This window comes from Sphingomonas sp. CBMAI 2297, assembly GCF_029870595.1.
Taxonomy (GTDB): domain Bacteria; phylum Pseudomonadota; class Alphaproteobacteria; order Sphingomonadales; family Sphingomonadaceae; genus Sphingomonas.
On record NZ_JAPDIR010000024.1, the window covers coordinates 38,988 to 64,101 of the forward strand.

Annotated in this window: 23 protein-coding genes; 14 read left to right on the plus strand and 9 right to left on the minus strand. The window is 68.2% G+C overall.

Annotated elements, in window-relative coordinates; genetic code table 11:
* Positions 1-50 precede the first annotated feature (50 nt).
* A complete protein-coding gene (locus tag OMP43_RS22010; protein WP_280281709.1) occupies positions 51-1,088 on the plus strand; it encodes a S41 family peptidase in 1,038 nt (345 codons plus the stop codon).
* Positions 1,089-1,092: 4 nt separating this feature from the next.
* On the opposite strand, the gene OMP43_RS22015 is transcribed toward OMP43_RS22010, so the two are convergent.
* Entirely contained in the window at positions 1,093-1,722 is a 630-nt protein-coding gene (locus tag OMP43_RS22015) for a carbonic anhydrase (RefSeq protein WP_280281710.1), read from the minus strand.
* Positions 1,723-1,847: 125 nt separating this feature from the next.
* Between OMP43_RS22015 and lipA the strand changes: the two genes are divergently transcribed.
* Together lipA and OMP43_RS22025 are read left to right on the plus strand one after the other, a co-directional pair.
* Entirely contained in the window at positions 1,848-2,774 is a 927-nt protein-coding gene (gene lipA / locus OMP43_RS22020; RefSeq protein WP_280281735.1) for a lipoyl synthase, read from the plus strand.
* 43 nt (positions 2,775-2,817) lie between these two features.
* Positions 2,818-3,324: a type II toxin-antitoxin system RatA family toxin gene (locus OMP43_RS22025; protein ID WP_280281711.1), complete on the plus strand. Its 507-nt coding sequence runs from the start codon at positions 2,818-2,820 to the stop codon at positions 3,322-3,324.
* Here OMP43_RS22025 and OMP43_RS22030 read toward each other — a convergent pair.
* Together OMP43_RS22030 and OMP43_RS22035 are read right to left on the minus strand one after the other, a co-directional pair.
* Positions 3,240-3,785: a CinA family protein gene (locus OMP43_RS22030; protein WP_280281712.1), complete on the minus strand. Its 546-nt coding sequence runs from the start codon at positions 3,783-3,785 to the stop codon at positions 3,240-3,242. The two genes, OMP43_RS22025 and OMP43_RS22030, sit on opposite strands and share 85 nt — an antisense overlap.
* Before the next feature lie 390 nt (positions 3,786-4,175).
* Positions 4,176-5,303 carry a bifunctional 2-C-methyl-D-erythritol 4-phosphate cytidylyltransferase/2-C-methyl-D-erythritol 2,4-cyclodiphosphate synthase gene (locus tag OMP43_RS22035; protein WP_280281713.1) on the minus strand — a complete coding sequence of 376 codons (1,128 nt, stop codon included), beginning with the start codon at positions 5,301-5,303 and terminating at the stop codon, positions 4,176-4,178.
* 463 nt (positions 5,304-5,766) lie between these two features.
* On the opposite strand from OMP43_RS22035, the gene dusB reads away from it, so the two are divergent.
* The 5 genes from dusB to OMP43_RS22060 are packed head-to-tail and all read left to right on the plus strand — an operon-like array spanning position 5,767 to position 12,972.
* A complete protein-coding gene (dusB, locus tag OMP43_RS22040; protein WP_280281714.1) occupies positions 5,767-6,765 on the plus strand; it encodes a tRNA dihydrouridine synthase DusB in 999 nt (332 codons plus the stop codon).
* Positions 6,741-7,838, plus strand: a complete 1,098-nt coding sequence (locus OMP43_RS22045; RefSeq protein ID WP_280281715.1) for an ATP-binding protein — start codon at positions 6,741-6,743, stop codon at positions 7,836-7,838. The genes dusB and OMP43_RS22045 overlap by 25 nt, the downstream gene beginning before the upstream one ends.
* A complete protein-coding gene (gene ntrC, locus OMP43_RS22050; RefSeq protein ID WP_280281716.1) occupies positions 7,835-9,280 on the plus strand; it encodes a nitrogen regulation protein NR(I) in 1,446 nt (481 codons plus the stop codon). The genes OMP43_RS22045 and ntrC overlap by 4 nt, the downstream gene beginning before the upstream one ends.
* A 60-nt stretch (positions 9,281-9,340) precedes the next feature.
* Positions 9,341-11,596, plus strand: a complete 2,256-nt coding sequence (locus tag OMP43_RS22055; protein ID WP_280281717.1) for an ATP-binding protein — start codon at positions 9,341-9,343, stop codon at positions 11,594-11,596.
* On the plus strand, positions 11,593-12,972 hold the full coding sequence (locus OMP43_RS22060) for a sigma-54 dependent transcriptional regulator (RefSeq protein WP_280281718.1): 1,380 nt from the start codon (positions 11,593-11,595) through the stop codon (positions 12,970-12,972). Before OMP43_RS22055 ends, OMP43_RS22060 begins: the two co-directional genes overlap by 4 nt.
* Before the next feature lie 93 nt (positions 12,973-13,065).
* On the opposite strand, the gene OMP43_RS22065 is transcribed toward OMP43_RS22060, so the two are convergent.
* Positions 13,066-13,383 (minus strand): multidrug efflux SMR transporter, encoded by a 318-nt coding sequence (locus OMP43_RS22065; RefSeq protein ID WP_280281719.1) that lies wholly within the window; start codon positions 13,381-13,383, stop codon positions 13,066-13,068.
* A gap of 303 nt (positions 13,384-13,686) precedes the next feature.
* Between OMP43_RS22065 and hfq the strand changes: the two genes are divergently transcribed.
* The gene (gene hfq, locus OMP43_RS22070; protein WP_086129801.1) at positions 13,687-14,172 is read left to right on the plus strand and encodes an RNA chaperone Hfq; all 486 of its coding nucleotides are present in this window, start codon (positions 13,687-13,689) and stop codon (positions 14,170-14,172) included.
* Between the two features lie 12 nt (positions 14,173-14,184).
* Positions 14,185-15,474 carry a GTPase HflX gene (gene hflX / locus OMP43_RS22075; protein ID WP_280281720.1) on the plus strand — a complete coding sequence of 430 codons (1,290 nt, stop codon included), beginning with the start codon at positions 14,185-14,187 and terminating at the stop codon, positions 15,472-15,474.
* A 4-nt stretch (positions 15,475-15,478) separates the two neighbouring features.
* Here hflX and OMP43_RS22080 read toward each other — a convergent pair whose 3' ends face one another.
* The 3 genes from OMP43_RS22080 to OMP43_RS22090 all read right to left on the minus strand — a co-directional run bounded on the left by OMP43_RS22080 (position 15,479) and on the right by OMP43_RS22090 (position 17,488).
* On the minus strand, positions 15,479-15,775 hold the full coding sequence (locus OMP43_RS22080; RefSeq protein WP_280281721.1) for a YciI family protein: 297 nt from the start codon (positions 15,773-15,775) through the stop codon (positions 15,479-15,481).
* Complete coding sequence (gene mazG / locus OMP43_RS22085) at positions 15,775-16,536, minus strand: nucleoside triphosphate pyrophosphohydrolase (protein WP_280281722.1); 762 nt, start codon at positions 16,534-16,536, stop codon at positions 15,775-15,777. Before mazG ends, OMP43_RS22080 begins: the two co-directional genes overlap by 1 nt.
* Positions 16,537-16,606: 70 nt before the next feature.
* A complete protein-coding gene (locus OMP43_RS22090; protein ID WP_280281723.1) occupies positions 16,607-17,488 on the minus strand; it encodes a metallophosphoesterase in 882 nt (293 codons plus the stop codon).
* 187 nt (positions 17,489-17,675) lie between these two features.
* Between OMP43_RS22090 and OMP43_RS22095 the strand changes: the two genes are divergently transcribed.
* The 3 genes from OMP43_RS22095 to OMP43_RS22105 all read left to right on the plus strand — a co-directional run bounded on the left by OMP43_RS22095 (position 17,676) and on the right by OMP43_RS22105 (position 22,243).
* The gene (locus OMP43_RS22095) at positions 17,676-18,212 is read left to right on the plus strand and encodes an RNA polymerase sigma factor (protein ID WP_280281724.1); all 537 of its coding nucleotides are present in this window, start codon (positions 17,676-17,678) and stop codon (positions 18,210-18,212) included.
* Positions 18,209-19,153, plus strand: coding sequence for a FecR domain-containing protein (locus tag OMP43_RS22100; protein ID WP_280281725.1), 945 nt, complete (start codon positions 18,209-18,211; stop codon positions 19,151-19,153). The genes OMP43_RS22095 and OMP43_RS22100 overlap by 4 nt, the downstream gene beginning before the upstream one ends.
* 123 nt (positions 19,154-19,276) lie before the next feature.
* Positions 19,277-22,243 (plus strand): TonB-dependent receptor, encoded by a 2,967-nt coding sequence (locus tag OMP43_RS22105; RefSeq protein ID WP_280281726.1) that lies wholly within the window; start codon positions 19,277-19,279, stop codon positions 22,241-22,243.
* Between the two features lie 145 nt (positions 22,244-22,388).
* On the opposite strand, the gene OMP43_RS22110 is transcribed toward OMP43_RS22105, so the two are convergent.
* On the minus strand, positions 22,389-22,556 hold the full coding sequence (locus tag OMP43_RS22110; protein ID WP_167298981.1) for a hypothetical protein: 168 nt from the start codon (positions 22,554-22,556) through the stop codon (positions 22,389-22,391).
* Positions 22,557-22,778: 222 nt separating this feature from the next.
* On the opposite strand from OMP43_RS22110, the gene OMP43_RS22115 reads away from it, so the two are divergent.
* Entirely contained in the window at positions 22,779-23,903 is a 1,125-nt protein-coding gene (locus OMP43_RS22115; RefSeq protein WP_280281727.1) for a zinc-binding dehydrogenase, read from the plus strand.
* A 58-nt stretch (positions 23,904-23,961) separates the two neighbouring features.
* On the opposite strand, the gene OMP43_RS22120 is transcribed toward OMP43_RS22115, so the two are convergent.
* On the minus strand, positions 23,962-25,110 hold the full coding sequence (locus OMP43_RS22120; RefSeq protein ID WP_280281728.1) for a hypothetical protein: 1,149 nt from the start codon (positions 25,108-25,110) through the stop codon (positions 23,962-23,964).
* Positions 25,111-25,114: the final 4 nt, after the last annotated feature.

Genomic DNA, 25,114 nt, shown 5'->3' on the forward strand with positions numbered 1-25,114 from the left:
GCGATAGTGTGTTATGCAAATAACTCACAAAGGTTTCGGGAAAATCATCCATGCGTATCTTCGCCGTTGCGGGCCTGATGCTGCTCGCCGTTCCCGCGGCGGCCGCGCCCGGCGACTTGCCCGCGTCCGCTGTCGCCCATGCCGTGGATGCGCTGATCGCGTCGATGAACGGCTATATCGATCCGCGGACCGGCGCCCGGATGCAGGCGGTGCTGCGCAAGGAGCGCAAGCGCCTGCTGGCGATCCGCGATCGCGAGACGCTGGTGAAGGAAGTCAACCAGCTGCTCGCCGACTCGCGCGACCAGCATCTGAAGATCCGCATCGATACGATCGATCCCGGGCGGGCGGCGCAGAGCCCGGAGGACGAGGCGCTGCTGGAGCGGCACCTGGCGCACGGCCTGATGGCGGTTCGCCGGCTGCCGGGCAATATCGGCTATCTGAAGCTGCGCTACTTCGCCGCCGATGCCGATGGCGCTCGCATGGTCGATCAGGCAATGGACATGTTGAAGGACAGCGGCGCGCTGATCATCGACCTGCGCGAGAATACCGGCGGCGGCGGGGCGACCGATACGCGCCTTCTCGGGCATCTCTCGGCCACCGCGATCCCGATGGCGAGGATCCACTGGCGCAAGCCCGATGGCAGCTTCGATGTCGAGCAACGGGTGGCGGATAGGCCCGCCGGCGGTCCGCTCTATGCCGATCGTCCCGTCTTCGTCCTCATGGCGAAGCGCACTTTCTCGGCGGCCGAGGGCGTCGCCTATGATCTCCAGGCCGCGCACCGGGCGGTGCTGGTCGGCGAGGCCAGCCGCGGCGGCGGCAATCCCGCCAATCGCAATGTCGAGCTCGGCTCCGGCATGAGCGCCTTCGTGCCCAATGGCCGGGTCGAGCATCCGACGACGCACGGCAATTGGGAAGGGAAGGGCGTGCAGCCCGATATCGCCACCGATCCGAAGCTCGCGCTGGTCGAGGCCTATCGCCGCGCGCTTGCGGCGGCGAAGCCGCTGGTCGCGACGCCCAAATCCGAGAAGGAACGCGCCGAAGCGATCGCCGACCCCGAAGCCACGCTGCGCGCCGACTCGGGCCTTTAGGCCGTCAGGCGGGCGCGAACGCCCCGTCTTCGCCCATCACGTGCAGCACGCCGTCGGCGATGGCGAAATAGGCGCCGTGGAGCTTGAGCCTGCCCACCGCAACCCGCTCGGCGACGAACGGGAAAGTCAGCAGGTTGACCAGCGACACCCGCACCGTCTCCAGCTCGAGCGCGCGCACCGCCTCGGGCCCGGTGCCGTGCTCCGCGACGATGCGCTCGCGTGCCGGGTCGAGCATGTCGACCCAATGGGCGATGAAGCCGCCCTGGCCGTTCGGCGCGCCCTTGAAACGCTGCGAAAGCGCCGCCGCCACGCCGCCGCACGCGCCATGCCCCAGCACCAGTATCTCGGGCACTTCCAGCTGGTTCACTGCGAATTCCAGCGCGGCGGAGACGCCGTGGCGGCTGGCATCGTCCTCGAAGGGCGGCACCAGGTTGGCGACGTTGCGCACCACGAAGATCTCGCCCGGCACGGTGTCGAAGATCTGGGCGGGATCGACTCGGCTGTCCGAACAGGCGATCACCATCACCCGCGGGCTCTGCCCCTCGCTCAGGCCCGACCACCGGTCGCGATGGCGGCGATATTCGCTGGTCCGGAAACGCTGATAGCCGTCGAGCAGGTCGGTGAAATCGGTCATGGCCGATGCCCTAACGCCCGCGCGTGCGGCTGCCAAGATTTGTATCGAACTGTTGCTCCGGCCTTCGATTGACGAAAGTGCAACCGGGACTGGAATCGCCGGCCCAGCCGCTCTATCTGGCCAGCATGAACGATCTTTCCGCAGCACCGCGCCCCGAGCGCCAGCGCAAGCCCGACTGGATTCGCGTCAAGGCGCCCACCTCGGAAGGCTTCGCCAAGACGCGTGCGCTGATGCGCGCGAAGAACCTCGTCACCGTGTGCGAGGAAGCGGCCTGCCCGAACATCGGCGAGTGCTGGACCAAGAAACATGCCACGGTGATGATCCTGGGCGACGTCTGCACCCGCGCCTGCCGCTTCTGCAACGTCAAGACGGGCATGCCGCGCAAGGTCGATCCGCTCGAGCCGCAGCATGTGGCCGAGGCCGCCGCGCAGATGGGCCTGGAGCATATCGTCATCACCTCGGTCGATCGCGACGACCTGCCGGACGGCGGCGCGTCGCAGTTCGTCAAGGTGATCGAGGAAATCCGCAAGGCCAACCCGACCACGACGATCGAGATCCTGACGCCCGATTTCCGCAACAAGCACGAGGCCGCGGTCGAGGCGATCGTCGCCGCGCGGCCGGACGTCTACAACCATAATCTCGAGACGGTGCCGAGGCTTTATCCCAACATCCGCCCCGGCGCGCGCTATTACGCGTCGCTGCGGCTGCTGGAGACGGTGAAGCGGCTCGATCCGACGATCTTCACCAAGTCGGGCATCATGCTCGGCCTGGGCGAGCAGCGCCTCGAAGTCCATCAGGTGATGGACGACATGCGCTCGGCCGACATCGATTTCCTGACCATGGGCCAGTATCTCCAGCCGACGCCGCGCCATGCCAAGGTCGAGGAGTTCGTCACGCCCCAGGCCTTCCAGGCCTATGGCGCGATCGGCCGGGCCAAGGGCTTCCTCCAGGTTGCCTCGTCGCCGCTCACCCGCTCCAGCTATCATGCCGGCGAGGACTTCGCCGAAATGAAGGCCGCGCGCGAGGCGAAGCTGGCGAAGGGCGCCAAGTGAGGTTCTTCCCCGAGACGAGCTCGGGGAGGAATTAGAAGAGACGATGCCCAAGCATACCGAAACCCGTCCACTGCCCTACAGCCCCGAGCAGATGTTCGACCTGGTGGCGGATGTCGCGCGCTATCCCGAGTTCCTGCCCTGGGTCAGCGCGATCCGGGTGCGCTCGAACAGCGACAGCCAGATGGTCGCGGACATGATCGTCGGCTTCAAGGGCCTGCGCGAGACCTTCACTTCGAAGGTGGAGAAGCGGCGCCCCGACGGATTGCACATCGAATATGTCGATGGGCCGCTGAAGCACCTCCACAATGACTGGGGGTTCCGGGCGGACGGGCAGGGCGGCTGCCTGGTCGATTTTTCGGTCGACTTCGCCTTCAAGAACCGAGTGTTCGAAATGCTTGCCGGCCAGATGTTCGACCGGGCGCTCCGCAAGATGATCAATGCGTTCGAGGAGCGCGCCGCGCGCCTCTACGGCGATTCGACGTCGGCTTCGTCCGCCTCGGGCGCGGAGGCGCCCGGCATCAGCAGCTCGAGCGCGCACAGCGCCGCCTGAAGCCGCACGCCGGCGCGGCCGTTATTCTCGAAATGGCGAGCGTCCGCCACGATGTGATCGGGATCGCCGCCGCGCACGGCCTGGGCGAACACCACGGTGCCGACCGGCTTCTTCTCGCTGCCGCCATCAGGGCCGGCGATGCCGGTGATCGCCACGGCGACATCGGCATGGGTGCGCTCCAGCGCGCCCCGCGCCATGCTCCAGGCGACGGCGATCGAGACCGAGCCGAACGTCTCCAGCACGTCGCTGCCCACCTTGAGCACATCGTGCTTGGCTTCGTTGGAATAAGTGACGAAGCCGGCGTCGAAGACGTCGGACGAGCCGGGAATCTCGGTGAGCGCGGCCGAGACGAGGCCGCCGGTGCAGCTCTCGGCAACGGCGACGCGGCGGCCGGCGGCGCGATTGGCATCGAGCACCTTGCGCGCGGCGGCGACCAGCTCCGGCGGGAGAATCGTGTCCATAGGCGCGGGCCTTTGCCACCGGAATGTTGCCGACGCGAGTCAGTTCGTTCCGATCCCCAATCGGCCCGGCTGCTCCGTCATCCCGGCGAAAGCCGGGATCTCAGGCGATAGCGCACGGAAAAGCTGTTTGTTCACGCGGAGGCGCTGCGAAGAAGATGGTTCGCGCAGAGGCGCAGAGAGCGCGGAGGGGTCTTGCTTGCGGCTGGCCCCAGCGCCGCGGCAGCGGCAGGTAATTCAGGAAGCGTCGCAAGGGAGGGCGCCGCTAGCGCGGCGCGAGACACCTCCGCGCTCTCTGCGCTTCTGCGCGAACGAGAATCTCCGCGCCTCCGCGTGAGAATCGAAAATATCCAGGACGAACGGTTGCGCCGCTCCCCCGAGGGCGAGAGGGCTTCAGGCGGCCGGCACTCGCACCGTGGCGATCGCCTGGGCCGCCATCCCTTCGCCGCGCCCGGTGAAGCCCAGCCGCTCGGTCGTAGTGGCCTTCACGCTCACCGCCGATACCGGCAGCCCCAATATCCCCGCGATGCTCGCCCGGATCGCCTCCCGGTGCGGCCCGATCTTGGGCGCTTCGCAGATGAGGGTCAGGTCGATGAAGTCGACCACGCCGCCCTCTGCCGCCACCAATGCGGCGGCATGCTCCAGGAACCGTGCCGAAGCCGCTCCGCGCCATCGCGGGTCGCTGGGCGGGAAGTGCATGCCGATATCGCCGGCGCCGATCGTGCCGAGCAGCGCGTCGGTGATCGCGTGCAGCGCGACATCGGCGTCGCTGTGTCCCGAGAGCCCGCGCGCATGCGGCACCCGCACGCCGCCCAGCCAGAGTTCCTCGCCTTCGGCGAAGCGGTGCACGTCATAGCCGGTTGCGGTCCGCACCCGCATCGCCGCCCCGTGCCGCGCTTCGGCAGCGGCGAAATCGGCGGGGTGGGTGATCTTCTCGAGCATCGTGCTGCCTTCCACCACCGCAACGTCCATTCCCAGCGCGCGCAGCATCTGCGCATCGTCGGTCGCTTCCGCGTCCGCGGGCCAGGCCGCATGGGCCTGCACTATGGCGGCATAGCGGAAGGCCTGGGGCGTCTGCACGCGCACCAGCCCGTCGCGCGGAACCGACACCCCCGTCGCGGTAACGAGCGTGTCCGCCACCGGCAGCCCGGGTATGGCGCCGTCATGTGTCTCCAGCGCCGCCAGCAGCCGGTCGATCACCGCATGGGGCAGGAAGGGGCGGGCAGCGTCATGGATCAGCACCCGATCCGCCTGGCCCAGCGCGGCCAGCCCATTGGCCACGCTTTCGCGCCGCGTCGCGCCGCCGATGGCGAAGGGCACCTCGCCCAGCGCCGCGCGCAGGGCTTCCTCCTGGCCCGGGCCGATCACCACATAAACGTCGTCTACCGCCGGATGTGACGTCAAGGCGTCGAATCCATGTTCGAGCATCGGCTTGCCGGCGAGCGGAGCGAACTGCTTGGGCATGGTCCCGCCGGCACGCGTGCCTTGCCCGGCGGCGACAATGATGGCGATGGTCCTCATGGCGCGGGCCTAGAGCAAGCGCCTGCGGCCGTCACCCCCCGCCCCGGATCGTCATCCCGGCCTGGGCCGGGATCTCGACCGCTCGTCCCGGAGATCCTTGATTTCACGCGAAGGCGCGGAGATTCCTGTTCGCGCAGAGGCGCAGAGAGCGCAGAGGGGTTTTGCTCGTGGCTGGCCCAGCACAGCGGCAGCTAGCCTTGGAAGCGTCGCAATGGAGGGCATCGCCGAAACATCTCTGCGCTCTCTGCGCTCTCTGCGCCTCTGCGCGAACCACCTTCTTCTCTTCCGCGCCTCCGCGTGAGCAACAACTGTCCGTACGCCATCGCCTGAGATCCAGGTTTGTGCCGGGGCGGTTTTCGAACGGCCCGCCCATATATGCAGCCGATTTAAGGCGTCGGAAGCGTCGACTTGCCAATCGCCGCTTGTACCTGTAGGCGCCTCTGCCTATTTTTCAGGCAATAGCATGAGCGAACTCGCCCCCATCCAGATCGGTCCCGTCACGGTCGAAGCGCCGGTGCTGCTTGCGCCGATGACCGGCGTGACCGACCTGCCGTTCCGCCGCGCGGTGCGCCGCTACGGCTCGGGGCTGAACGTCACCGAGATGATCGCCAGCGCCGCCGCCATCCGCGATACCCGCCAGTCGATCCAGAAGGCCGCCTGGGACCCGATCGAGGAGCCGGTGTCGATGCAGCTCGTCGGCTGCTCGCCGCCCGAAATGGCCGAGGCCGCCAAGCTCAACGAGGATCGCGGCGCCGCGATCATCGACATCAACATGGGCTGCCCGGTCCGCAAGGTCACCAATGGCGACGCCGGCTCGGCGCTGATGCGCGACCTGAAGCATGCCGCCGCGATCGTCGATGCCTGCGTCAAGGCCGTGAAGGTCCCCGTCACGCTCAAGATGCGGATGGGCTGGTGCCATGACAGCCTCAACGCGCCCGAACTGGCCCGCATCGCCGAGGATCTGGGGGTGAAGATGGTCACGGTCCATGGCCGCACCCGCAACCAGATGTATCGCGGATCGGCGGACTGGAGCTTCGTCCGCACGGTCAAGGACGCGGTGCGCATCCCGGTTATCGTCAATGGCGACATCTGCTCGGTCGAGGATGCCCGCGAGGCGCTTCGCCAGTCGGGCGCGGACGGGCTGATGATCGGGCGCGGTGCCTATGGCAAGCCGTGGATCCTGCGCCAGGTGATGGACGCGCTGACCGGCAAGGGCGAGCGCGCCGATCCTGGTATCGACGAGCAATATCGAGTGATCATAGAGCATTACGTCGAAAGTCTCGAACACTATGGCGAGATGACCGGCGTCAACATGATGCGCAAGCATCTGGGCTGGTATACCAAGGGCCTCACCGGTTCGGCGGAGTTCCGCAACAAGGTCAATCAGATAGCCGACGCCAGGACGGTGCTGGCGATGCTCGACGAATTCTACGCGCCGTGGCGTTCCCGCGCGGCGGCCTGAGGCGGCGTCCGGCACCGGCCCTCGGGCCGAACTTCGCCGAGACGTTCGCCGCCCTGCCGGTCGCCGTCCTCGTCATCGATCCCGACGGGCGGATCGCCCATGCCAATGCGGCCTGCGAGGCGATGCTCAACCATGCCGAGACGACGATGATCGGCCAGCCCTATGACGCGGTGCTGAGCCCGCCCGACGGCTATGTCGAGCGTCGCGACGGGCATGGCTTCGCCGCCTTCGACACCGAGATCGAGGCGGTGCGCGGCCCGCGCATCCGGGTGGACTTCGTCGAGAGCCATGTCGCCGACCATCCGGGCTGGCGGATCGTCACGCTACACCACGCCCCCCAGTCGCGCCGCGTGGCGCAGGGGGCGGACCGCACTGCCGGGGCCCGCGCCGCGGTGGGGGCGGCGGCGATGCTGGCGCACGAGATCAAGAACCCGCTCTCGGGCATCCGCGGCGCTGCCCAGCTGCTGGCCAGTGCGGGCGAGGACCGCGAGCTCACCGGGCTGATCACCACCGAGGTCGACCGCATCGCCGCGCTGATCGACCGGATGCAGGACTTCACCGACACGCGGCCGCTCAAGCTCGAGCCGACCAACGTCTATCCGCTGCTCGACCATGCCCGCCGCGTCGCGCTGGCCGGGTTCGCGCGCGGCATGGTGATCGAGGAGCGCTTCGACCCTTCGCTGCCGCCGGTGCTGATCGATCCCCATGCCTTTCAGCAGGTGATGATGAACCTGCTCAAGAACGCCGCCGAGGCGCTCGCCGGGCTCGCCCAGCCGCGGATCGTCCTCGCCACCGCCTATCGCCACGGGGTTTCGGTGAGTACCGGCAGCGGCCGCCCCCGCCTGCCGCTGCCGATCGAGATCCTCGTCATGGACAATGGCCCCGGCGCGCCCGAGGATATTGCCGAGCATCTGTTCGAGCCCTTCGTCTCGGGCAAGCCGGAGGGGAAGGGGCTCGGCCTGCCGCTGGTGGAGAAGCTGGTCCGCGACATGGGCGGCATCGTCCAATATGCCCGGGAGCGCCCCCCCGAAATGACTGTCTTCCGCATCCTGTTGCCAAGGGCCCGGGCATGACCGGCGCGGTCCTGGTCGTCGACGACGACAGCGCGATCCGCACCGTGGTCGCCGCGGCGCTGCGCCGCGAGGGCCATGAAGTTACGACCGCGGCGAGCCTGGCGGAGCTGCGCCGCGCGATCGCGGCCGCCTTGCCCGACGTGCTCGTCACCGACGTCGTGCTGCCCGATGGCAACGGCCTGGACGAGGTGGCCAGGCTCACCGCCGAGCATCCCGCGCTGCCCGTGATCGTCTTCTCCGCCCGCAACACGCTGGCGACGGCGGTCCGCGCCACCGAGGTCGGCGCGTTCGACTATCTGCCCAAGCCGTTCGACCTGGACGTGCTCGGCCAGGCGGTGCGCAGCGCCATCGCCCGTGGCCGCCGCGCCCCCGCCGAGCTGCCCGAAGCGGAGATGGATGGCGGCCCGTCGCTGATCGGCCGCTCGTCGGCGATGCAGGAAGTGTACCGGGTCATCGCCCGCGTCGTCGCCAACGACCTCACCGTGCTCATCTCGGGCGAATCGGGCACCGGCAAGGAGCTCGTCGCCAAGGCGATCCACGACATGGGGCCGCGCCGCCGCGCGCCATTCGTCGCGCTCAACATGGCCGCGATCCCGCGCGAGCTGATCGAGGCCGAGCTGTTCGGCCATGAGCGCGGCGCCTTTACCGGCGCCCAGGCTCGCGTCGCCGGCAAGTTCGAGCAGGCGGCGGGCGGCACGCTGTTCCTCGACGAGATCGGCGACATGCCGATGGACGCGCAGACGCGCCTGCTCCGCGTGCTCCAGCAGGGCGAGTTCACCACCGTCGGCGGCGCCCGCGCGATCAAGGCGGACGTGCGCATCGTCGCGGCGACCAACAAGGACCTGGCCGCGCTGGTCCAGGCCGGGCAGTTTCGCGAGGACCTGTTCTACCGCCTCAACGTCGTCCCGGTCGCACTGCCCTCGCTCCGGGAGCGCCGTGACGACGTGCCGCTGCTCGCCCGCCATTTCCTCGATCGCGCCGCCGAGGACGGCCTGCCGCGCAAGAGCCTGGCCGCCGATGCGGTGCGGGTGCTCGAAAGCTATGACTGGCCGGGCAATGTCCGCCAGCTCGAGAATCTGATGCGCCGGATCGCGGCGCTCAGCCGCGACGAAGTGATCGACGGCGAGGCGCTGCGCCGCGCGCTGGGCGAAGCGGGGGCCATGCCGGTACAGGCGACTCGCGACGAAGGGATCGAGGCGGCGGTCCGCGCCCGGCTGGAGCGCATCGCGATCGAGGAGCCCCGCACGCTCGACGATGGCACGCTCTACGACCGGATCATCGGCGAGGTGGAGCGCCCGCTGATCGAGGCGATGCTGGCCCGGCATGGCGGCAACCAGCTGCGCGCCGCCCGCGCCCTGGGGATAAATCGCAACACCTTGCGCAAGCGCCTTGATACGCTGGGCATCGACCTCGGCCCCAATCGCCCGGATGGTGCCGAATAGCGACAGGCTGAGCAATATTATGTGTTCTTTTTGCCACAATCTCGCTCTAGCTTGGCGGGGATGGATGCCCTCACCGCCGAGCCCCTGATCCAGGCAACGCCGCAGACGCGGCGGCTGGCGCCTATCCGGTTGCTGGAGATGGTGGTGGTGGCGCTGGCCATCGCCACGCCGGTGGCGACTTTCCTGTTCGTCCGCAATTTCGCGCATCAGGTGTTCAATCCCGGCGTGGCGGCGTCGCTGCTGCTGGCGAACCTGCTGCCCTATGTCGCGCTGATCGTGCTGATCGGCCGGCGGATCGCCATCCACCGCGCCACCAAGTCGGCGCTGGCTGGCGGCGGCCGGCTGCATGTGCGGCTCGTCGCGGTGTTCACCCTGATGGCGAGCATCCCGATCGTGCTCACCGTGATCGCGGCCTCGGTGATGTTCCAGTCCGGCGTGCAGCTCTGGGGCTCGGAGCGCGCGCGCGGCGCGTTCGATGCGACGACCGACCTCGCCAAGGAAGGCCGGGGCCTCGTGGCCCAGCGCTGGGCGACCGAAGCGCGGACCATGGTCGACGACCTGACCGAGCTCTTCCCGAAGATCCCGGCCAACTCCTCGTCCTTTCAGCGCAAGCTGCTGGAACAGCTCTATTATCGCTCCTTCGACCAGGCAGTGGTGTTCCGCGTCGTCGACGGCAAGCAGGTCGAGGCGATGTACACCTGGGAAGCGCCCCCGGCGAAGATCTTCGCCGCGCGGGTTTCCGGCCAGGTGCTGAACCTGTTGCGCGACGAGCAGAGCTACACGAATTTCGACGCCGAGAAGCAATGGGTGGTGACGCCGCTCGATCGGTCGCGGAACATCTTCCTCTACGTCGCCAACAGCGTGAACGTGGGCTTCATGAACCGCCAGAACTCGGGTGCCGACCGGATCGTGGCCGAATTCAACGCGCTCCAGGCGCGCTCCCGCTCGCTCCAGCTCCAGTTCAACGCCGTCCTGTTCGGCGTGGCGCTGCTGATCGTCAGCATCGCCACCTGGATCGCGCTCGCCGTCGCCGATCGCCTGGTCAAGCCGGTCGAGCAGCTCGTCATCGCCGCGCGGCGCGTCGCCGGGGGCGACCTCACCGCGCGCGTCGACATTCCGCAGACCGGCGACGAGATCAGCACGCTGGGCAATGCGTTCAACGGCATGACCGAGCGGCTGGAGCACCAGACCGGCGAGCTGCGGACCGCCAATGCCCAGCTCGAGAGCCGCCGCAAGCTGATCGAGGCGGTGATGTCGGGCGTGTCGGCCGGCGTCGTCTCGATCGACGCCCAGCGCAACGTACGCCTCATCAACGAATCCGCCATCGAGCTGCTCCATCCTGGCGAGCAGGAACTGGTCGGCCACCCGCTCCGGGATCTCGCGCCCGAGCTCGACACGCTGCTCGACAGCGGCGATCGCGAGGCGGTGATCCAGCTCGGCACCGGGGGCGATGCGCGCACGCTCGCGGTGAAGGTCACGAGCGACGAGGCGGGCCGGGTGCTCACCTTCGACGACATCACCCAGCAATTGAACGACCAGCGCCGCGCCGCCTGGTCCGACGTCGCCCGCCGCATCGCGCACGAGATCAAGAACCCGCTCACGCCGATCCAGCTCGCCGCCGAGCGCCTGAAGCGCCGCTACGGCAAGAAGATCGAGCCGGAGGACGGCACCTTCGCCCAGCTGACCGATACGATCGTCCGCCAGGTGGGGGACCTGCGCCGCATGGTCGACGAATTCTCCTCCTTCGCGCGCATGCCCAAGCCGGTGTTCCGCCAGGAATCGCTGCTCGACATCGCGCGCCAGGCGATGTTCCTCCACGAAGTCGCGCATCCCACGATCCGCTTCGAGATGGATGCGCCCGATCCCGCGCCGGGCCTGATCTGCGATCGGCGCCAGATCGGCCAGGCCTTCACCAACATCGTCAAGAACGCGGTCGAGGCGATCGAGGCGCGCGGGGAGGGGGAGGCGCTGCCCCGCGGCGAGATCGTCATGGCGATCAGCCCGGAGGCGGAGGGCAGGATCACGCTCACCCTGGCCGACAACGGCATCGGCCTGCCGGTCGAGCGCGACCGGATCGTCGAGCCCTATATGACGACGCGCAGCCGCGGCACCGGCCTCGGCCTCGCGATCGTGAAGAAGATCGTCGAGGAGCATTTCGGCACCATCGCCTTTTCCGACCGCCCGGGCGGCGGCACGCTGGTGACGATCTGCTTCGATACCGATCAGCTCGCCGAGATGGCGAGCAGCTCCGACGGCGAGGGCGGCGAGGAGCCGCGCCCCGCCGTGCTTACGCGTAGTGGAAGTGCCAAATCATGAGCCTCGATATCCTGGTCGTCGACGATGAGCGCGACATCCGTGAACTGGTGGCCGGCGTCCTGGAGGACGAAGGCTATTCGACGCGCGGCGCGGCGGACAGCGACGCGGCGCTGGAGGCGATCGCGGAGCGCCGCCCCAGCCTGGTGCTGCTCGACGTCTGGCTGCACGGCTCGCGGCTCGACGGGCTCGAGATCCTCGACGAGATCAAGCGCCGCGATCCCTCGATCCCGGTGCTGGTGATCTCCGGCCATGGCAATCTCGACACCGCCGTCGCCGCGATTCGCCGGGGCGCCTCGGACTTCATCGAGAAGCCGTTCGAGGCCGAGCGGCTGCTGTTCCTGGTCGAGCGCGCGACCGAGACGGAGCGGCTCAAGCGCGAAGTCGCTTCGCTGCGCGCCTCGATCGGCCGCGAGGAGGATTTGACCGGCCAGTCCGGTGCGATCAACTCCGTGCGCGCCACGCTCAAGCGGGTCGCCTCCACCGGCAGCCGCGTGCTGATCACCGGCAGCGCCGGCACCGGCAAGGAAGTCGCCGCCCGCCTGCTCCATGGCTGGAGCCAGCGCGCCTCCGCACCCTTCGTCATCGTCAGCGCCGCGCGCATGCAGCCCGAGCGCGTCGAAGAGGAGCTGTTCGGCGTGGAGGAGGGCGGGGATCTGGTCCGCACCGGCCTCCTCGAACAGGCGCATGGCGGCACGCTGTTCCTCGACGAGATCGCCGACATGCCGGTGGCCACCCAGGCCCGGATCCTGCGCGTGCTGACCGACCAGAGCTTCACCCGCGTCGGCGGCACCCGCGTGGTCAAGGTCGATGTCCGGGTCGTCTCGGCCACGGCGCGCGACCTGATGACCGAGATCGGCGAGGGGCGCTTCCGCGAGGATCTCTACTACCGCCTCAACGTGGTGCCGGTGTCGATCCCGCCGCTCACCGAACGGCGCGAGGACATTCCCGTCCTGGTCGAGCATTTCGTCGCGCATTATGCCAATGAGCGCCGCGTGCCGACGCCGGAGATCGCGCCCGACGCGATGGTGGCGCTGCAGAGCTATGAATGGCCCGGCAATGTCCGCCAGCTGCGCAACGTGGTAGAGCGCACGGTGATCCTCGCACCCGGCGACCGGATCGGGCGGATCGACCTCGACCTGCTGCCGCCGGAGGTGCTTGGCCGCCCGGCCGACAATGCGGGCGGGATGGGCACCAGCGCGATCATGGGCGCCCCCCTCAAGGAGGCGCGCGAGAGCTTCGAGCGCGAATATCTCCGTGTCCAGATACGCCGCTTCTCGGGCAACATCTCGCGCACCGCCAGCTTCATCGGCATGGAGCGCTCGGCGCTGCACCGCAAGCTGAAGCTGCTGGGGATCACCGACAGCCGGGAGGAATGACGGTCGGGAGTTGTGGGCTCGAACCCGCCTCGTTCTTCACCGTCATCCCGGCCTTGAGCCGGGGTGACGATATGCGAGCCTGAGCCCCCAGTCCTAGGAGGAAGCGAGCTTCATCAGCGCCAGCCCGCCCAGGATCATCGCCGCGGCCGCGAGCCGCAGCGCTCCGGCGCCCTCGCCGAGCACAAGCACGCCCACCGCAAAGGCGCCGACGGCGCCGATGCCGGTCCACACCATATAGGCGGTTCCCAGCGGCAGACTGCGCATCGCGATCGCGAGCAGGCCGAAGCTGCCCAGCATCGCGACGACCATGGTCACCGTGGGAACCAGGCGGGTGAAACCCTGTGACTGTTTCATGGCGAAGGCCCAGACGATTTCGAGCAGGCCGGCGAAAAGCAACAATATCCAGGGCATATGGCCCCTCCTTTCGGACAAGGGCCGGGCCGTCCCGGACTTCTACCCTCGCGACGGAGGGGGAGGACGTTGCCCCGCGCCGTGCATCTAGGGATGCACCGTGCCGCTTGCAATGCGGGACTTCGCGCCGCCGCGGCTGGGGCGGCCTTTGTCGACTTCGGCAGGGGGAACCCCGCAACTCCGCTGGACGATTCGGCCCCTAGCGCATAAAAGGACCGCGCTGCGCGCCGGACGGGCGCGCGCTCCGACGCCAGAGAACGGCGCCATGCGGGAAACTCCCGCCAAGAATGAGAGTCACGACCGATGGCCGAAAAGCAGACCTCGCTTCAGGATCTCTTCCTCAACTCGCTGCGCCGGTCGAAGACGCCGGTCACGATGTTCCTGGTCAAGGGCGTCAAGCTCCAGGGCATCGTCACCTGGTTCGACAATTTTTCGGTGCTGCTCCGCCGCGACGGCCAGTCGCAGCTCATTTACAAGCACGCGATCTCCACGATCATGCCCTCGGGCCCGGTGGACCTTGCCCCGCTTCTCGAAGCCGTGGGAGAGTTCCAGTCCAAGAACCCGGTATTGCAGGAAATTTTCCTCAACGCGGTTCGCCGCCAGCAGGAAAATGTCACCATGTTCCTGGTCAATGGCGTGATGCTCCAGGGCCAGATCGCGGCCTTCGACCTGTTCTGCATGCTGCTCCAGCGCGAGGGCATGGCTCAGCTGGTCTACAAGCATGCCGTCTCGACGATCCAGCCGGCGCACCCGCTGAACCTCGCCGAGGAACAGAATAGCGACGACTGAGGCGCCCCCAGCATGACTACCGGTTTCGAGCGTGACCCCGACGAATTCACCCGGGGCGCGCGGGCGGTCGTGGTCTATCCGGACCTCGGCGGCAGCTCGCGCGACGCGGAGGCGCGCCTGGAGGAGACTGCCGGTCTCGCCGCGGCGATCGGTGTCGAGGTGGTCGAGCGGGTGCCGCTGCGCATCCGTGCGCCCAAGCCGGGCACGCTGATCGGTTCGGGTCAGGTCGAGGCGCTTGCCGAGACGGTACGCGATCGGGAGCTGCAGCTCGCGGTGTTCGACGCCAGCCTCACGCCGGTGCAGCAGCGCAACCTCGAGACCGCGCTCGGCTGCAAGGTGATCGACCGCACCGGCCTGATTCTGGAAATCTTCGGCGAGCGCGCACGCACGGCGGAGGGGCGCCTCCAGGTCGAGTTGGCGCATCTCGACTATCAGGCCGGCCGCCTGGTGCGCAGCTGGACCCATCTCGAGCGCCAGCGCGGCGGCTTCGGCTTTCTCGGCGGCCCGGGCGAAACCCAGATCGAGGCCGACCGCCGCCTGATCCGCGACCGCATGGCGCGACTGCGCCGCGAGCTGGATTCGGTCAGCCGCACCCGCGCGCTCCATCGCGACCGGCGCCAGCGCGCGCCTTGGCCGGTGATTGCGCTGGTAGGATATACCAACGCTGGAAAGTCAACGCTTTTCAATCGGTTGACTGGAAGTGACGTCATGGCGGAGAATTTGCTCTTCGCCACCCTCGATCCCACGCTCCGCCAGATCTCGCTGCCGGGAATCGACAAGGCGATCCTCTCCGACACGGTGGGCTTCGTCTCGGAACTGCCGACCCAGCTCGTCGCGGCCTTCAAGGCGACGCTGGAGGAGGTCGTCTCGGCCGATCTGCTGATCCATGTCCGCGATATCGCGCATCCGGATACCGAGGCGCAGAAGGACGATGTCGAGCAGGTCCTGGCGGAGATCGGCGTCGCTGAGACCACCCCGCGCTTCGAGGCGTGGAACAAGATCGACCTTCTCGAGGGCGAGGCCCGTGACGATCTGCTCGCCGAGGCGACGAAGCGCGAGGACGTGATGCCGGTCTCCGCGGTGACCGGGGAGGGGGTGGATGCTCTCATCACCGCCGTCGCCGCCCGCCTCACCCAGGGGCATCGCCGCTATACCATCCATCTCGACCCGGCCGACGGCGCCGCCGCCGCCTGGCTCCACCAGCATGGCGAAGTGCTCGAGCAGGGAATGGACGGGGAGCGGGCGGTCTACGAAGTCCGGATGGCGCCGCGCGACCATGAGCGGTTCTTGACGCGGGGGTGAAGGCCTACGCTTCCCGCGGCAGCTCCCGCACCTCGACGGTGCCGCCGCATTCATAGACGGGATTGCCGGCGAGAAAGGCCTTGGCGCCCGCGATATCCTCTGCCCTAACGCGGATATATCCGCCCAGCGGCGTCGAAAGCGGTGCCGGCGTGCCGGTCTTGCGGAGGCTCTCCCCATCGGCGATCGCGCTGCCGCCGTCGAAGCGGCCGCTGGCCTGAAGCCGGGCAAGATAGGCCGGCCACATCTCGGACGAGGGTGCCTGGGTCGCATCGTTGTGCATGAGCAGGATATAGTCGCGCATCAGGCTTCCTCGCGCTTGGCCTTTACCCAGAGCGCTTCCTTGGCATCAAGGTCCAGTGCCTCGAACGCTTCCCCAGCTTCGGCTTCCATCGATTTGAAACGACTTTCGAATTTCCCATTAGCCATGCGCAGTGCCGCCTCGGGATCCACGCCCAGCTTGCGCGCCCAGTTGACCACCGCGAACAGCAGGTCGCCAACTTCCTCTTCGATTTCGGCTTGCGTTGCGGCAGCCTCGACCTCCGCCAGCTCCTCGTCGATCTTGGCGCGGGCGCCGCTGGGATCGGGCCAGTCGAACCCGGTGCGGGCGGCGCGCTTCTGGAGCTTCTCGGCACGGAGCAGGGCGGGGAGGCCGATCGCCACGCCGTCCAGGGCGCTGGCATGCCCCTTCGCCCCGCGCTCCGACGCCTTGATCTGCTCCCACAGATGATGGCCGCCCTCGGCCGCGCCCAGGAAGATGTGCGGGTGGCGGCGTTCCATCTTGTCGCTGATCGCATTGGCGACATCGGCCAGCGCGAAATCGCCGGCCTCTTCGGCCATGCGGCTGTGAAAGACCACCTGAAGCAGCAAGTCGCCGAGCTCGTCCTTGAGGTCGGCCATGTCGCCGCGCTCGATCGCGTCGGCCACCTCATAGGCTTCCTCGATCGTGTAGGGCGCGATCGTCGCGAAGGTCTGCACGGTATCCCATTCGCACCCGCTTACGGGATCGCGCAGCCGGGCCATGATGGCGACAAGGCGGTCGATGGCGGTGGCGGGCACGGTCAAGGCAGGGACTCCAGCGGGGGTGGCGGCGACCCTAGGAAGCGCGCCGCGCGAAGGAAAGCCTCGCCGCGCTTCAATCCGGACGAAGCCTGAGTACCAGGTCACCCTGTCGCCCGGTGCCGCGCAGTTCGACGCGATCGCCGAAGAAGTCGAGCCGGGCGTAGCTCGTCTCGGTCGTGTCGAGCATCGCCTTCATGTTCACATAGTGGATGCCGGCCCGTTCGCCATAATTGCCGTCGTGATTGTGCCCATCGAGCCAGATCTTGGCGGAGGGATGGCGTTCGAGCAGGGCCATCACCGCCGGCGCGTTCCACAGATTATGGGGGTTCTCCGGCCAGACGGGGAAATGGCTGAAGAGCATGACCTTCAGCTTGCGCCTGTCCGCGCGCGCGAGTTCGCCGTCGATCCAGGCGAGTTGCTCGCCGCCGATCCCGCCGTCCCATAGCGGCTTGTCGGGATAGAGCGCGGCATGGGCGGCCATGCTCCGCTTGTGCTCCGGGCTGCCCGCCGGCCAGGCATAGCTGCTCAGGTCGTTGCCGTCGGTCACCAGGAACAGCCAGCCCTGCCGTTCGAAGCTGTAATAGCGCCGGGGCATGCCGAGCTTGGCCGGCACCTGGGGCTTGTGGGCATCGTCGATCGCGAACTCGTGATTGCCCAGCACGAAATGCACCGGATGCCGCAGCCGCCGCGTGATCGGCAGCATCGCGTCATAGCTGGCCCAGTCCTTGTCGATGAAATCGCCGAGATGGACGACAAAGGCGAGCCGCTGGCGATTGAAGTCCGCCACCGCCGCCGCGAGCTTGCCGGGAGCGGTGTGGTACATGCGCTGGCCATTGTCGGGGGCGTCGGCATATTGCGCGTCCGCGATCGCGCCGATGCTGAAGGCGGGTTTCTCCGCCTGCGGCGCGGGAGCCGCGCCCAGTGCCGCCAGTGCCAGCATGGCCGTCCACCGCATATTTCATCCCTCCAACCCGATTCGCAGCGGCTTAGGCGCGCCAGGTTGCAGTTTTAAGCAGCCAGGGCGGCGCGGGCTGTCATGCGAGCTTCACGGAGCGGGCCTAGCCCATGCCGGGGCGAAGTGATTCTCCCCAGGGGAGCAGCGGCATGACGGGGCGGGCAGGGCCTGGCGAGGGGGTGGCGCGATGAACGAACTGACCGCCATCGTCGCGCGCCGCCATGCAGCGGCCGAGGAAGTGGCATTGCGCGCCGCGCTCCAGCGCTTCGTCGAGGGCCGGCTGCGCGATCGGGAAGAGGGCGAGGACATCGTCCAGGAAACCTATGTCCGCCTCTATGACTATCGCCGCACCCGTGGTGTCGCCGATGTCGGCGCCTTCTGCTTCGCGGTGGCGCGCAACCTCGTCTTCGATCATTTCCGGCGGCGGCGCGCGATGCCGGAGGCCGCCGAGCTGGCCGAGGACATCGCCTGTCCGCTGCCGCGGGCCGAGGAAGTGCTCGATTATCGCCAGCGGGTGGACATATTGGTGGCGGCGCTCAAGGTGATGCCGCCGCTGCGCCGTGAAGTTTTCCTGCGCCGCCGGCTCGACGGGGTGGCCTGTGCCATCATCGCGGCCGATCTCGAGATGAGCCTCGCCGCGGTGGAGAAGCATTGCACTCGCGCCGTCGCCGATCTGCGCGCGGCGCTCGAGCGGCGCGGCCTGCCGGCAGGGGCCGCCCGATGAGCCGCCGCGCGGTTCTGCGAGACGCCGCGCGCTGGGCGATGCGCGAGGACGAGGCGGTGCTCGGCGAAGCGCCGCCCGCCGCCGCCGCCGATATCCAGGCGACGCTCGACGATCCCGCGCTTGCCGACGCGATGGGTCAGCTTCCGCGCCTCTCGGACGGCGACGTCCATGCGATGCGCGCCAATCGCCGCCGCGCGATCGGGACCGGTGGCGCATTGGCGCTGGTCGCGGCGTTCGGCATCGGCGGCTGGCACGCCGGCTGGTATCGCGCCGCCGCGCCCGCGCCCGTCCATTACGAGACCGCGCCGGGCCAGCAGCTCGATGTCGCGCTCGCCGACGGCTCGAAACTGCACCTGAACGGCGCGACCAGCCTCGACGTGACGCTGGGCATGGATCGCCGCACGGTGACGATGCAGCGCGGCGAAGCCTATTTCGACATCGCCCATCGGCCAGACCAGCCCTTCACCGTGCATGCCGAGGGCTCGGCGACGCGCGTGCTCGGCACTGCGTTCGACATCGATATCGCTAGCAGCGGCGTTCGCATCGCGGTCTATCGCGGCAAGGTGCGCTTCGGCGGCGACGGAGCCGACAGGAATGCCGTGATCGTCGAGGCCGGCTGGCGTACCCGCTTCGCGGGCGGCCGGGCGCGTGTGCCGACCCGGTTCGACGCGACGCAGCAGGATTGGCGCCAGGGCTGGCTCGACATCGACAATATGCGGCTCGGCGAACTGGTCGATGCGCTCAATCGCCGCGGTGGCACCCGCATCGCCCCGCCCCCCGGTTCCCTCGCGTCGATTGCCGTTGCCGGGCGCTTCCGCCTTGACAATCCGCGGCAATTGCTGGGCGCGATGGGGGCGGCCTATGATTTTCAGGTCGTACGAAAAGGGGATGCGCTGCACCTGATTCCGACGCGTGAAGGCGTCACGCACCCGACAAATTGATGACATTGCACTGCAACAAAATTCTTTTGTCCGGAAGCTGACCGACCCCCGTCTTCCTCCCCGGAGGCGCACATCGCGCCCGAGCGGAGGAACATCATGGATCGCACTAGGGGAATCTCACTCATGGCAGTGGCAATCATGCTCGCCATGCCGGCCATGGCCCAGGCGCGCGGTGCCGAAGTTTCGATGGGCGCGCAGATGCGCTTCGACATTGCCGCGTCGGACCTGCGCAGCGCCATCTCTCAATTCTCGCAGGCCACTGGCGTGCAGGTCGTCGTCGCGCCGAACGTGGTCGCTGGCCGCCGCACCGGCGGGGTGCGAGGCGCGCTGACCGTGCGCGCGGCGCTCGACCAGCTGCTGCGCGGCACCAACCTGACCGCCTCGATGCGCGGCGGCGTGGTGGTGCTCACGCCGGCGCATGCCGTCGCCGCGCCGCGCCGTGCCGCCCATGCCGGTACGGCCAGGCCGGCCGCGCAGGCCGTGGCGCAGGCCGAGCCCGAGGCGCCGCGGGCCCAGGAGGAGTCCGAGATCGTCGTCTCCGGCTATCGCGAGAGCCTCACGGCGGCGCAGCAGCTGAAGCGCAAGGCCGTCGGCGCCGAGGACAATATCGTCGCGTCCGACATCGCCGCCTTTCCCGACCTGAACCTCGCCGAGGCGCTGCAGCGCATCCCCGGCATCACCATCACGCGCGACACCGGCGAAGGCCGGCAGATCGCGCTGCGTGGCCTGGGCGCGGATTTCACCCGCACCCAGCTCAACGGCATGGAAGTGATGGGCAACACGGCCTCGGGCATGGACAATCGCGGCGCGGTCAGCCGCTCGCGCTCGTTCGACTACAGCCTGTTCGCGTCCGAGCTGTTCAATCGCGTCGCGGTGCAGAAATCTTTCGCGGCGGAGCAGGATGAGGGCGGCATCGCCGGCACCGTGCAGCTCTACAGCGCCAAGCCGTTCGACTATGCCGGCTCGAAGTTCGTCGTCTCGGCCAAGGGCCAGACCAATACCAATACCAGCGGCGTCACCCCGCGCGTGGTCGGCCTGGCCTCGACCCGTTCCGGCGATTTCGGCGCGCTGGTCTCGGTCGCGTACAGCCAGATCAAGAGCAACGAATATGGCTATCGCAACTGGGGCTGGGGCCTGACCAAATACGGCGCCGCCAATATCGGCCCCGAAATCGACGCCGCGACCCGGGCCAAGCTGCTCGCCGGCGTGTACCAGCCGACTGCCCAGTCGCCTTCGACCTGGTACACCGATCGCCGCCGCCTCGGCATTACCTCTTCGGTTCAGTATCATCCGGGCGACAATTTCAAGCTCGACGTCGATTTCCTCTATGGCCGCTTGTGGGACTATCGCGACGACTATGCGCTGGCCACCGCGGGCAGCAACCCGCTGACCGGCTCCAGCGTCGGCGGCACCCAGGTGATCCGCAACGCGGTGATCGACGATACCAACACGCTGCGCGCGGCGAGCTACACGGGCATCGACCTGCGGTCCGAGCATCACATCGTCAAGAACCACACCGACTTCTATCAGGGCGTCGCCAATCTGAGCTGGAAGATCGGCGATCGGCTGACCGTCCACGCCCTAGGCGGCTATGAGCAGTCGGACTTCGCCCAGCCGGTGTTCGACAAGGTGTTCATGGAGGCGAAGCAGACGCCGTTCAGCTACGACACCCGCCCGCGCATCCCGGTCAACACCTATGGCATCGACCTGCGGAACCCCGATCTCTGGACCGTCCAGCGCCTGGACGTGCAGGAGAATGCGATCACCAACCGCTATCTCAACGGCAAGCTCGACGCCGCCTATGAGCTGGGCGGCGGCCTGACCTTCAAGGCCGGCGGCGCCTATAAGAAGTTCACCAACTCGGGCTATACCTGGGCGAACAAGGTGTTCCACAATGTGCCGGCGAACATCCCCGTGCCGAACAGCATGAAGCAGCTCGTCAAGCCCGATACCCTGCTCCAATATATCGTCGGCAATGTCGATGCGGTCTATGCCTATGTCGGCGACAAGCGCGATCTGAGTGCCGCCAACCTGCAGGCGGGCAGCGACTATCGGGTCGACGAAAAGACCTGGAACGGGTTCGCCCAGTTCGACCTGGATACGCATGTCGGTGACATGCGCCTGCGGGCCAATGCCGGCCTTCGCTATTTCTCGACCGATCTGACCTCTTCGGGGCATCTCGCCACCGGCGCCGGCTTCGTGCCGGTTTCGATCGAGACCAACAGCAATGGCTGGCTGCCCGCGGCCAATGTCGCGCTCGACGTGACCCGGAACCTGGTGGTGCGCGTCAGCGCCAGCCGCAACGTCAACCGTCCGGGCCTGGGCGACCTGGCCGCGGCCGGCTCGATCACCACGCGCCCGAACGGCGGCAGCCTCAGCCTCGGCAATCCGTTCCTCAAGCCCTACAAGGCCACTTCGGTCGAGGGCTCGATCGAATGGTACATGGATCGCACCGGCTTCGCCTCGGTCGGCTTCTTCTACAAGAACATGGACAGCTTCATCTCGCCGTCCACGGTGACGATTCCCTATGGCCAGACCGGCCTGCCGCTGTCGCTGCTGATCCAGGGCCAGGATGCCAACACGCCCTATGACGTGAGCCAGCCGATCAACGGCCCGGGCGCGGACATCAAGGGCATCGAAGTCGCGTTCCAGCACGACTTCACCTTCCTGCCGGGGCCGCTCAAGCATCTCGGCATGGTCGTCAACGGCACCTGGTTCGACGGGCATCAGCAAGGCAAGGTCGGCACCACCTTCGTCCGCCTGCCGCTGTTCAGCCTGTCGAAATGGGCGGCGAACGCGACGCTCTATTATGAGGACAAGGATTGGGGCGTGCGGGTGTCCGACGCCTATCGCAGCAAATATTATACCGGCCTGGGCACGGTGGGGAATGTCGGCGACTATATCGCCGCCACCCACAACATCGATTTCCAGGCGCATGTGAACCTGACGAAGGGCGTCCGCCTGATCGCGGAGGGGATCAACCTCACCAACGAGCCGATCGAGCAGTTCGCCGGCGGCGCGATCGCGCGCCGGGTGGTCTACACCACCAGCGGCCGCACCTTCACCCTTGGCGTCAGCGCCGAGTTCTGATGCGCGAAACCTCCGCCCCGGCACGCGCCGGGGCGGATCTTCGCCGATCGAGCGAAAGGGCGGTCTGGCGAGGGAAGGGCGCTGGTCCGCTTCGGGAAGACAGGGGCCGCGCCATGCGCTGCGGCAAATGCTCAGTGGCAAATGCTCAGTCGAGCACGACCTTGTCGGCATGGCGGGGTTTGAAGCCACGGGCCCGGCGCTCATATTCCTGCGCCATGCCCATATGCGCGCGGAAGCTGGCCATTCCCTTGGCTTTCATCGCGGCATCACGCTCCTCATCGGCGCGCTGCGCGAAATATTTGCTGTCGGTCATAACCTCTCCGGGTCCAACCTTCCTGGAAGTAAGCGATCGGGGGGCGGGTCCCATTCCGTAGAAACCCTTAGCCGCGTTCGATCCGTGCCGTTTATGGGCAGCTGTCCGGCCGAGCGGTTGCGCGCCGCCTCGCCCGTGGCGCCTCGGGCTGCTTCCACCCTTCTTGCAGTCGCGGCGCCCCGCACCATCTCGGCACCTTCACCAATTCGGGCGGAGAAGGACATGACATTTGCCGGGCGCGAGCTGCATTCGAAGATCGCCGAGGACGGCACGCTCTCCCTGTCGCTGCGCGACGTCGAGACCGGCGCCCCCGCCGACGACGAGATCATCGTCCGCATCGAGGCGACGCCTATCAATCCGAGCGACCTGGGGCTGCTGCTCGGCCCCGCCGACCTGGCGACGCTGCGGGAATCGGACGGCGACCGGCCCGGCCTGACCTTCACCGTGCCGGGCGCCCGGCTGGGAAGCGTGCAGGGGAGGCTGGGCAAGTCGCTGGCGGTCGGCAACGAGGGGGCCGGCATCGTCGTCGCGGCGGGAAAGGACGCCAGGGCGCTCGAGGGCAAGCGCGTCGGCATGGTCGGCGGCGCGATGTATGCCGATTATCGCCGGATCAAGGCGCGGGACGTGATGCCGCTCCCCGAAGGCGCGACTGCGGCCGAGGGCGCTTCGATGTTCGTGAACCCCCTTACGGCGCTGGGTTTCGTCGAGACGGCGCGGCGCGAGGGGCATGCGGCGATCGTCCATACCGCCGCCGCCTCCAATCTCGGCCAGATGCTGCAAAAGATCTGCCTCGCCGACGGCATTCCGCTCGTCAATATCGTCCGATCCGACGCGCAGGCGGAGATTCTGCGGGCGATCGGGGCCACGCATGTCCTCAACAGCAAGGATGCCGATTTCCAGGCCCGGCTCACCGATGCCCTGGTGGAAACCGGCGCCACCATCGCGTTCGACGCGATTGGCGGGGGCACGCTCGGCAGCGAGATCGTCCAGGCCATGGAGCGCGCGGCGGTCCGGGGGATGGGCGAGTATAGCCGCTATGGCTCGGACCTGTTCAAGCAGCTCTATATCTATGGCGCGCTCGACCTGTCGCCGACCACGCTCAACCGGCTCGCCTTCGGCTTCCAGTGGAGCGTTTCGGGCTGGCTGCTAACCCCGTTCCTGCGCAAGGCGGGGCCGGAAGTCGCGAACCGGATGCGCCAGCGCGTCGCGGACGAACTGACGACGACGTTCGCCAGCCAATATACTCGGGTCATCGGACTCGCCGAAGCGCTCGATCCGGAAGTGTTGCGAAGCTACGAGCGCAAGGCGACGGGCGAGAAGTTCCTGATCGACCCGACCAAGGGCTGAGCGCCGGCCGGCATCGGCCCGGGGCGCGGCAATCCCGCGCCCCGGCTACCGGGCCGGTTCAATCCTCCAGCGCTTCATACCGTGAATCGAGTTCCCGCGCGCGCGCCATGTCGGCGTCCGCGCCGCGTTCGTCGCCGCGCATGCGGCGGACCAGACCCCGATTATAATAGCCGCGCGCCGCGTGGGGCGCATAGCGCACGGCGAGGTCGAGATCCGCCTCCGCCCGCGCGAGGTCGCCTTCCTGGCCATAGGCCAGGCCCCGGTTGAGATAGGCGAAGGCGCGTTTCGGCTGCGCCGCGACGGCTTGATCCAGCGCGGCGATCGCACCGCGCCAGTCGTCCTGCCATGCGCGCGCCAGCCCGTCCGCCAGCCGCGCCGCCGCGACGCCGGCATCTCCCCTGGCGCCGGGATCGACCAGCCGCTTGCAGTCGCGCAGGCTCCGCTCGGGATCATGGACCGTGCAGGCATTCCAGTCGCCGCGCCGGTCGGCCTTGCGGGCGCGGGATTTGCGCGCGGTGGTTACGATGGCTTCGCTCGCGCCGGCTTCGTCTTCCCTCGCTACGGTAACGGGCGTGGCTGCCGTCATGGACGGCGCGGCGAGCCTTGCGCCGGTAACCACGATCGGAGCGTTGGGCGGCGGCGCGGGTCGGGCCGCGGCCATCCTGGCCGGTGGCGCCGGGGCGGCCATCGCACCCTGCTGGGAGGAGGCTGCCAGCTCGTGGCTCGCAAATGGGGCAGCGCCTGTTGCGGGAGCGGCCTGTGGCGGTTCCGCTTGCGCGTCCGCCAGCGGCTCCGGCGCCGGCTTCGCGGCTGCGGGAGGGGGCGTGGGAGACAAATGCGCGGAGCCCTGCCGGACCGGGGCTGAGCGCTCGGGTGCCGGGGCCTGGGGCCGTGCGGGGCCGGTCGCTATCGTTCGTTCGATCGCGGGCGCCGGCCGGCTGGGGACTGGCGGCGTCTCCGCCTGTCTTTGCAGGGCGAGGGGAATCGCAATCACCGCGACGAGCAGGATGGATGCGAAGGCGCCGATCTGCGTCCGCTGGCGCCACCAACCGGCGGGCGCGGCCGCCCGGCCGGGCGCGGTGGCCGCAAGCGGCGCCTCCTCGCCGTCGAACCTCTGCATGGCGCGTGCGATCGCCGCGCCGCGCCCGGCGGGGCGTGGCGGTGGCGGCTCGGGCAACAGGCGAGCGATATCGTCGTCGCGGTCCATTCAG

Coding starts and splice junctions, on each gene's coding strand:
- OMP43_RS22010 (WP_280281709.1), top strand. CDS start 51: ATGCGTATCTTCGCCGTTGCGGGCCTGATGCTGCTCGCCGTTCCCGCG.
- OMP43_RS22015 (WP_280281710.1), bottom strand. CDS start 1,722: ATGACCGATTTCACCGACCTGCTCGACGGCTATCAGCGTTTCCGGACC.
- lipA (WP_280281735.1), top strand. CDS start 1,848: ATGAACGATCTTTCCGCAGCACCGCGCCCCGAGCGCCAGCGCAAGCCC.
- OMP43_RS22025 (WP_280281711.1), top strand. CDS start 2,818: ATGCCCAAGCATACCGAAACCCGTCCACTGCCCTACAGCCCCGAGCAG.
- OMP43_RS22030 (WP_280281712.1), bottom strand. CDS start 3,785: ATGGACACGATTCTCCCGCCGGAGCTGGTCGCCGCCGCGCGCAAGGTG.
- OMP43_RS22035 (WP_280281713.1), bottom strand. CDS start 5,303: ATGAGGACCATCGCCATCATTGTCGCCGCCGGGCAAGGCACGCGTGCC.
- dusB (WP_280281714.1), top strand. CDS start 5,767: ATGAGCGAACTCGCCCCCATCCAGATCGGTCCCGTCACGGTCGAAGCG.
- ntrC (WP_280281716.1), top strand. CDS start 7,835: ATGACCGGCGCGGTCCTGGTCGTCGACGACGACAGCGCGATCCGCACC.
- OMP43_RS22055 (WP_280281717.1), top strand. CDS start 9,341: ATGGATGCCCTCACCGCCGAGCCCCTGATCCAGGCAACGCCGCAGACG.
- OMP43_RS22060 (WP_280281718.1), top strand. CDS start 11,593: ATGAGCCTCGATATCCTGGTCGTCGACGATGAGCGCGACATCCGTGAA.
- OMP43_RS22065 (WP_280281719.1), bottom strand. CDS start 13,383: ATGCCCTGGATATTGTTGCTTTTCGCCGGCCTGCTCGAAATCGTCTGG.
- hfq (WP_086129801.1), top strand. CDS start 13,687: ATGGCCGAAAAGCAGACCTCGCTTCAGGATCTCTTCCTCAACTCGCTG.
- hflX (WP_280281720.1), top strand. CDS start 14,185: ATGACTACCGGTTTCGAGCGTGACCCCGACGAATTCACCCGGGGCGCG.
- OMP43_RS22080 (WP_280281721.1), bottom strand. CDS start 15,775: ATGCGCGACTATATCCTGCTCATGCACAACGATGCGACCCAGGCACCC.
- OMP43_RS22090 (WP_280281723.1), bottom strand. CDS start 17,488: ATGCGGTGGACGGCCATGCTGGCACTGGCGGCACTGGGCGCGGCTCCC.
- OMP43_RS22095 (WP_280281724.1), top strand. CDS start 17,676: ATGAACGAACTGACCGCCATCGTCGCGCGCCGCCATGCAGCGGCCGAG.
- OMP43_RS22100 (WP_280281725.1), top strand. CDS start 18,209: ATGAGCCGCCGCGCGGTTCTGCGAGACGCCGCGCGCTGGGCGATGCGC.
- OMP43_RS22105 (WP_280281726.1), top strand. CDS start 19,277: ATGGCAGTGGCAATCATGCTCGCCATGCCGGCCATGGCCCAGGCGCGC.
- OMP43_RS22110 (WP_167298981.1), bottom strand. CDS start 22,556: ATGACCGACAGCAAATATTTCGCGCAGCGCGCCGATGAGGAGCGTGAT.
- OMP43_RS22115 (WP_280281727.1), top strand. CDS start 22,779: ATGACATTTGCCGGGCGCGAGCTGCATTCGAAGATCGCCGAGGACGGC.
- OMP43_RS22120 (WP_280281728.1), bottom strand. CDS start 25,110: ATGGACCGCGACGACGATATCGCTCGCCTGTTGCCCGAGCCGCCACCG.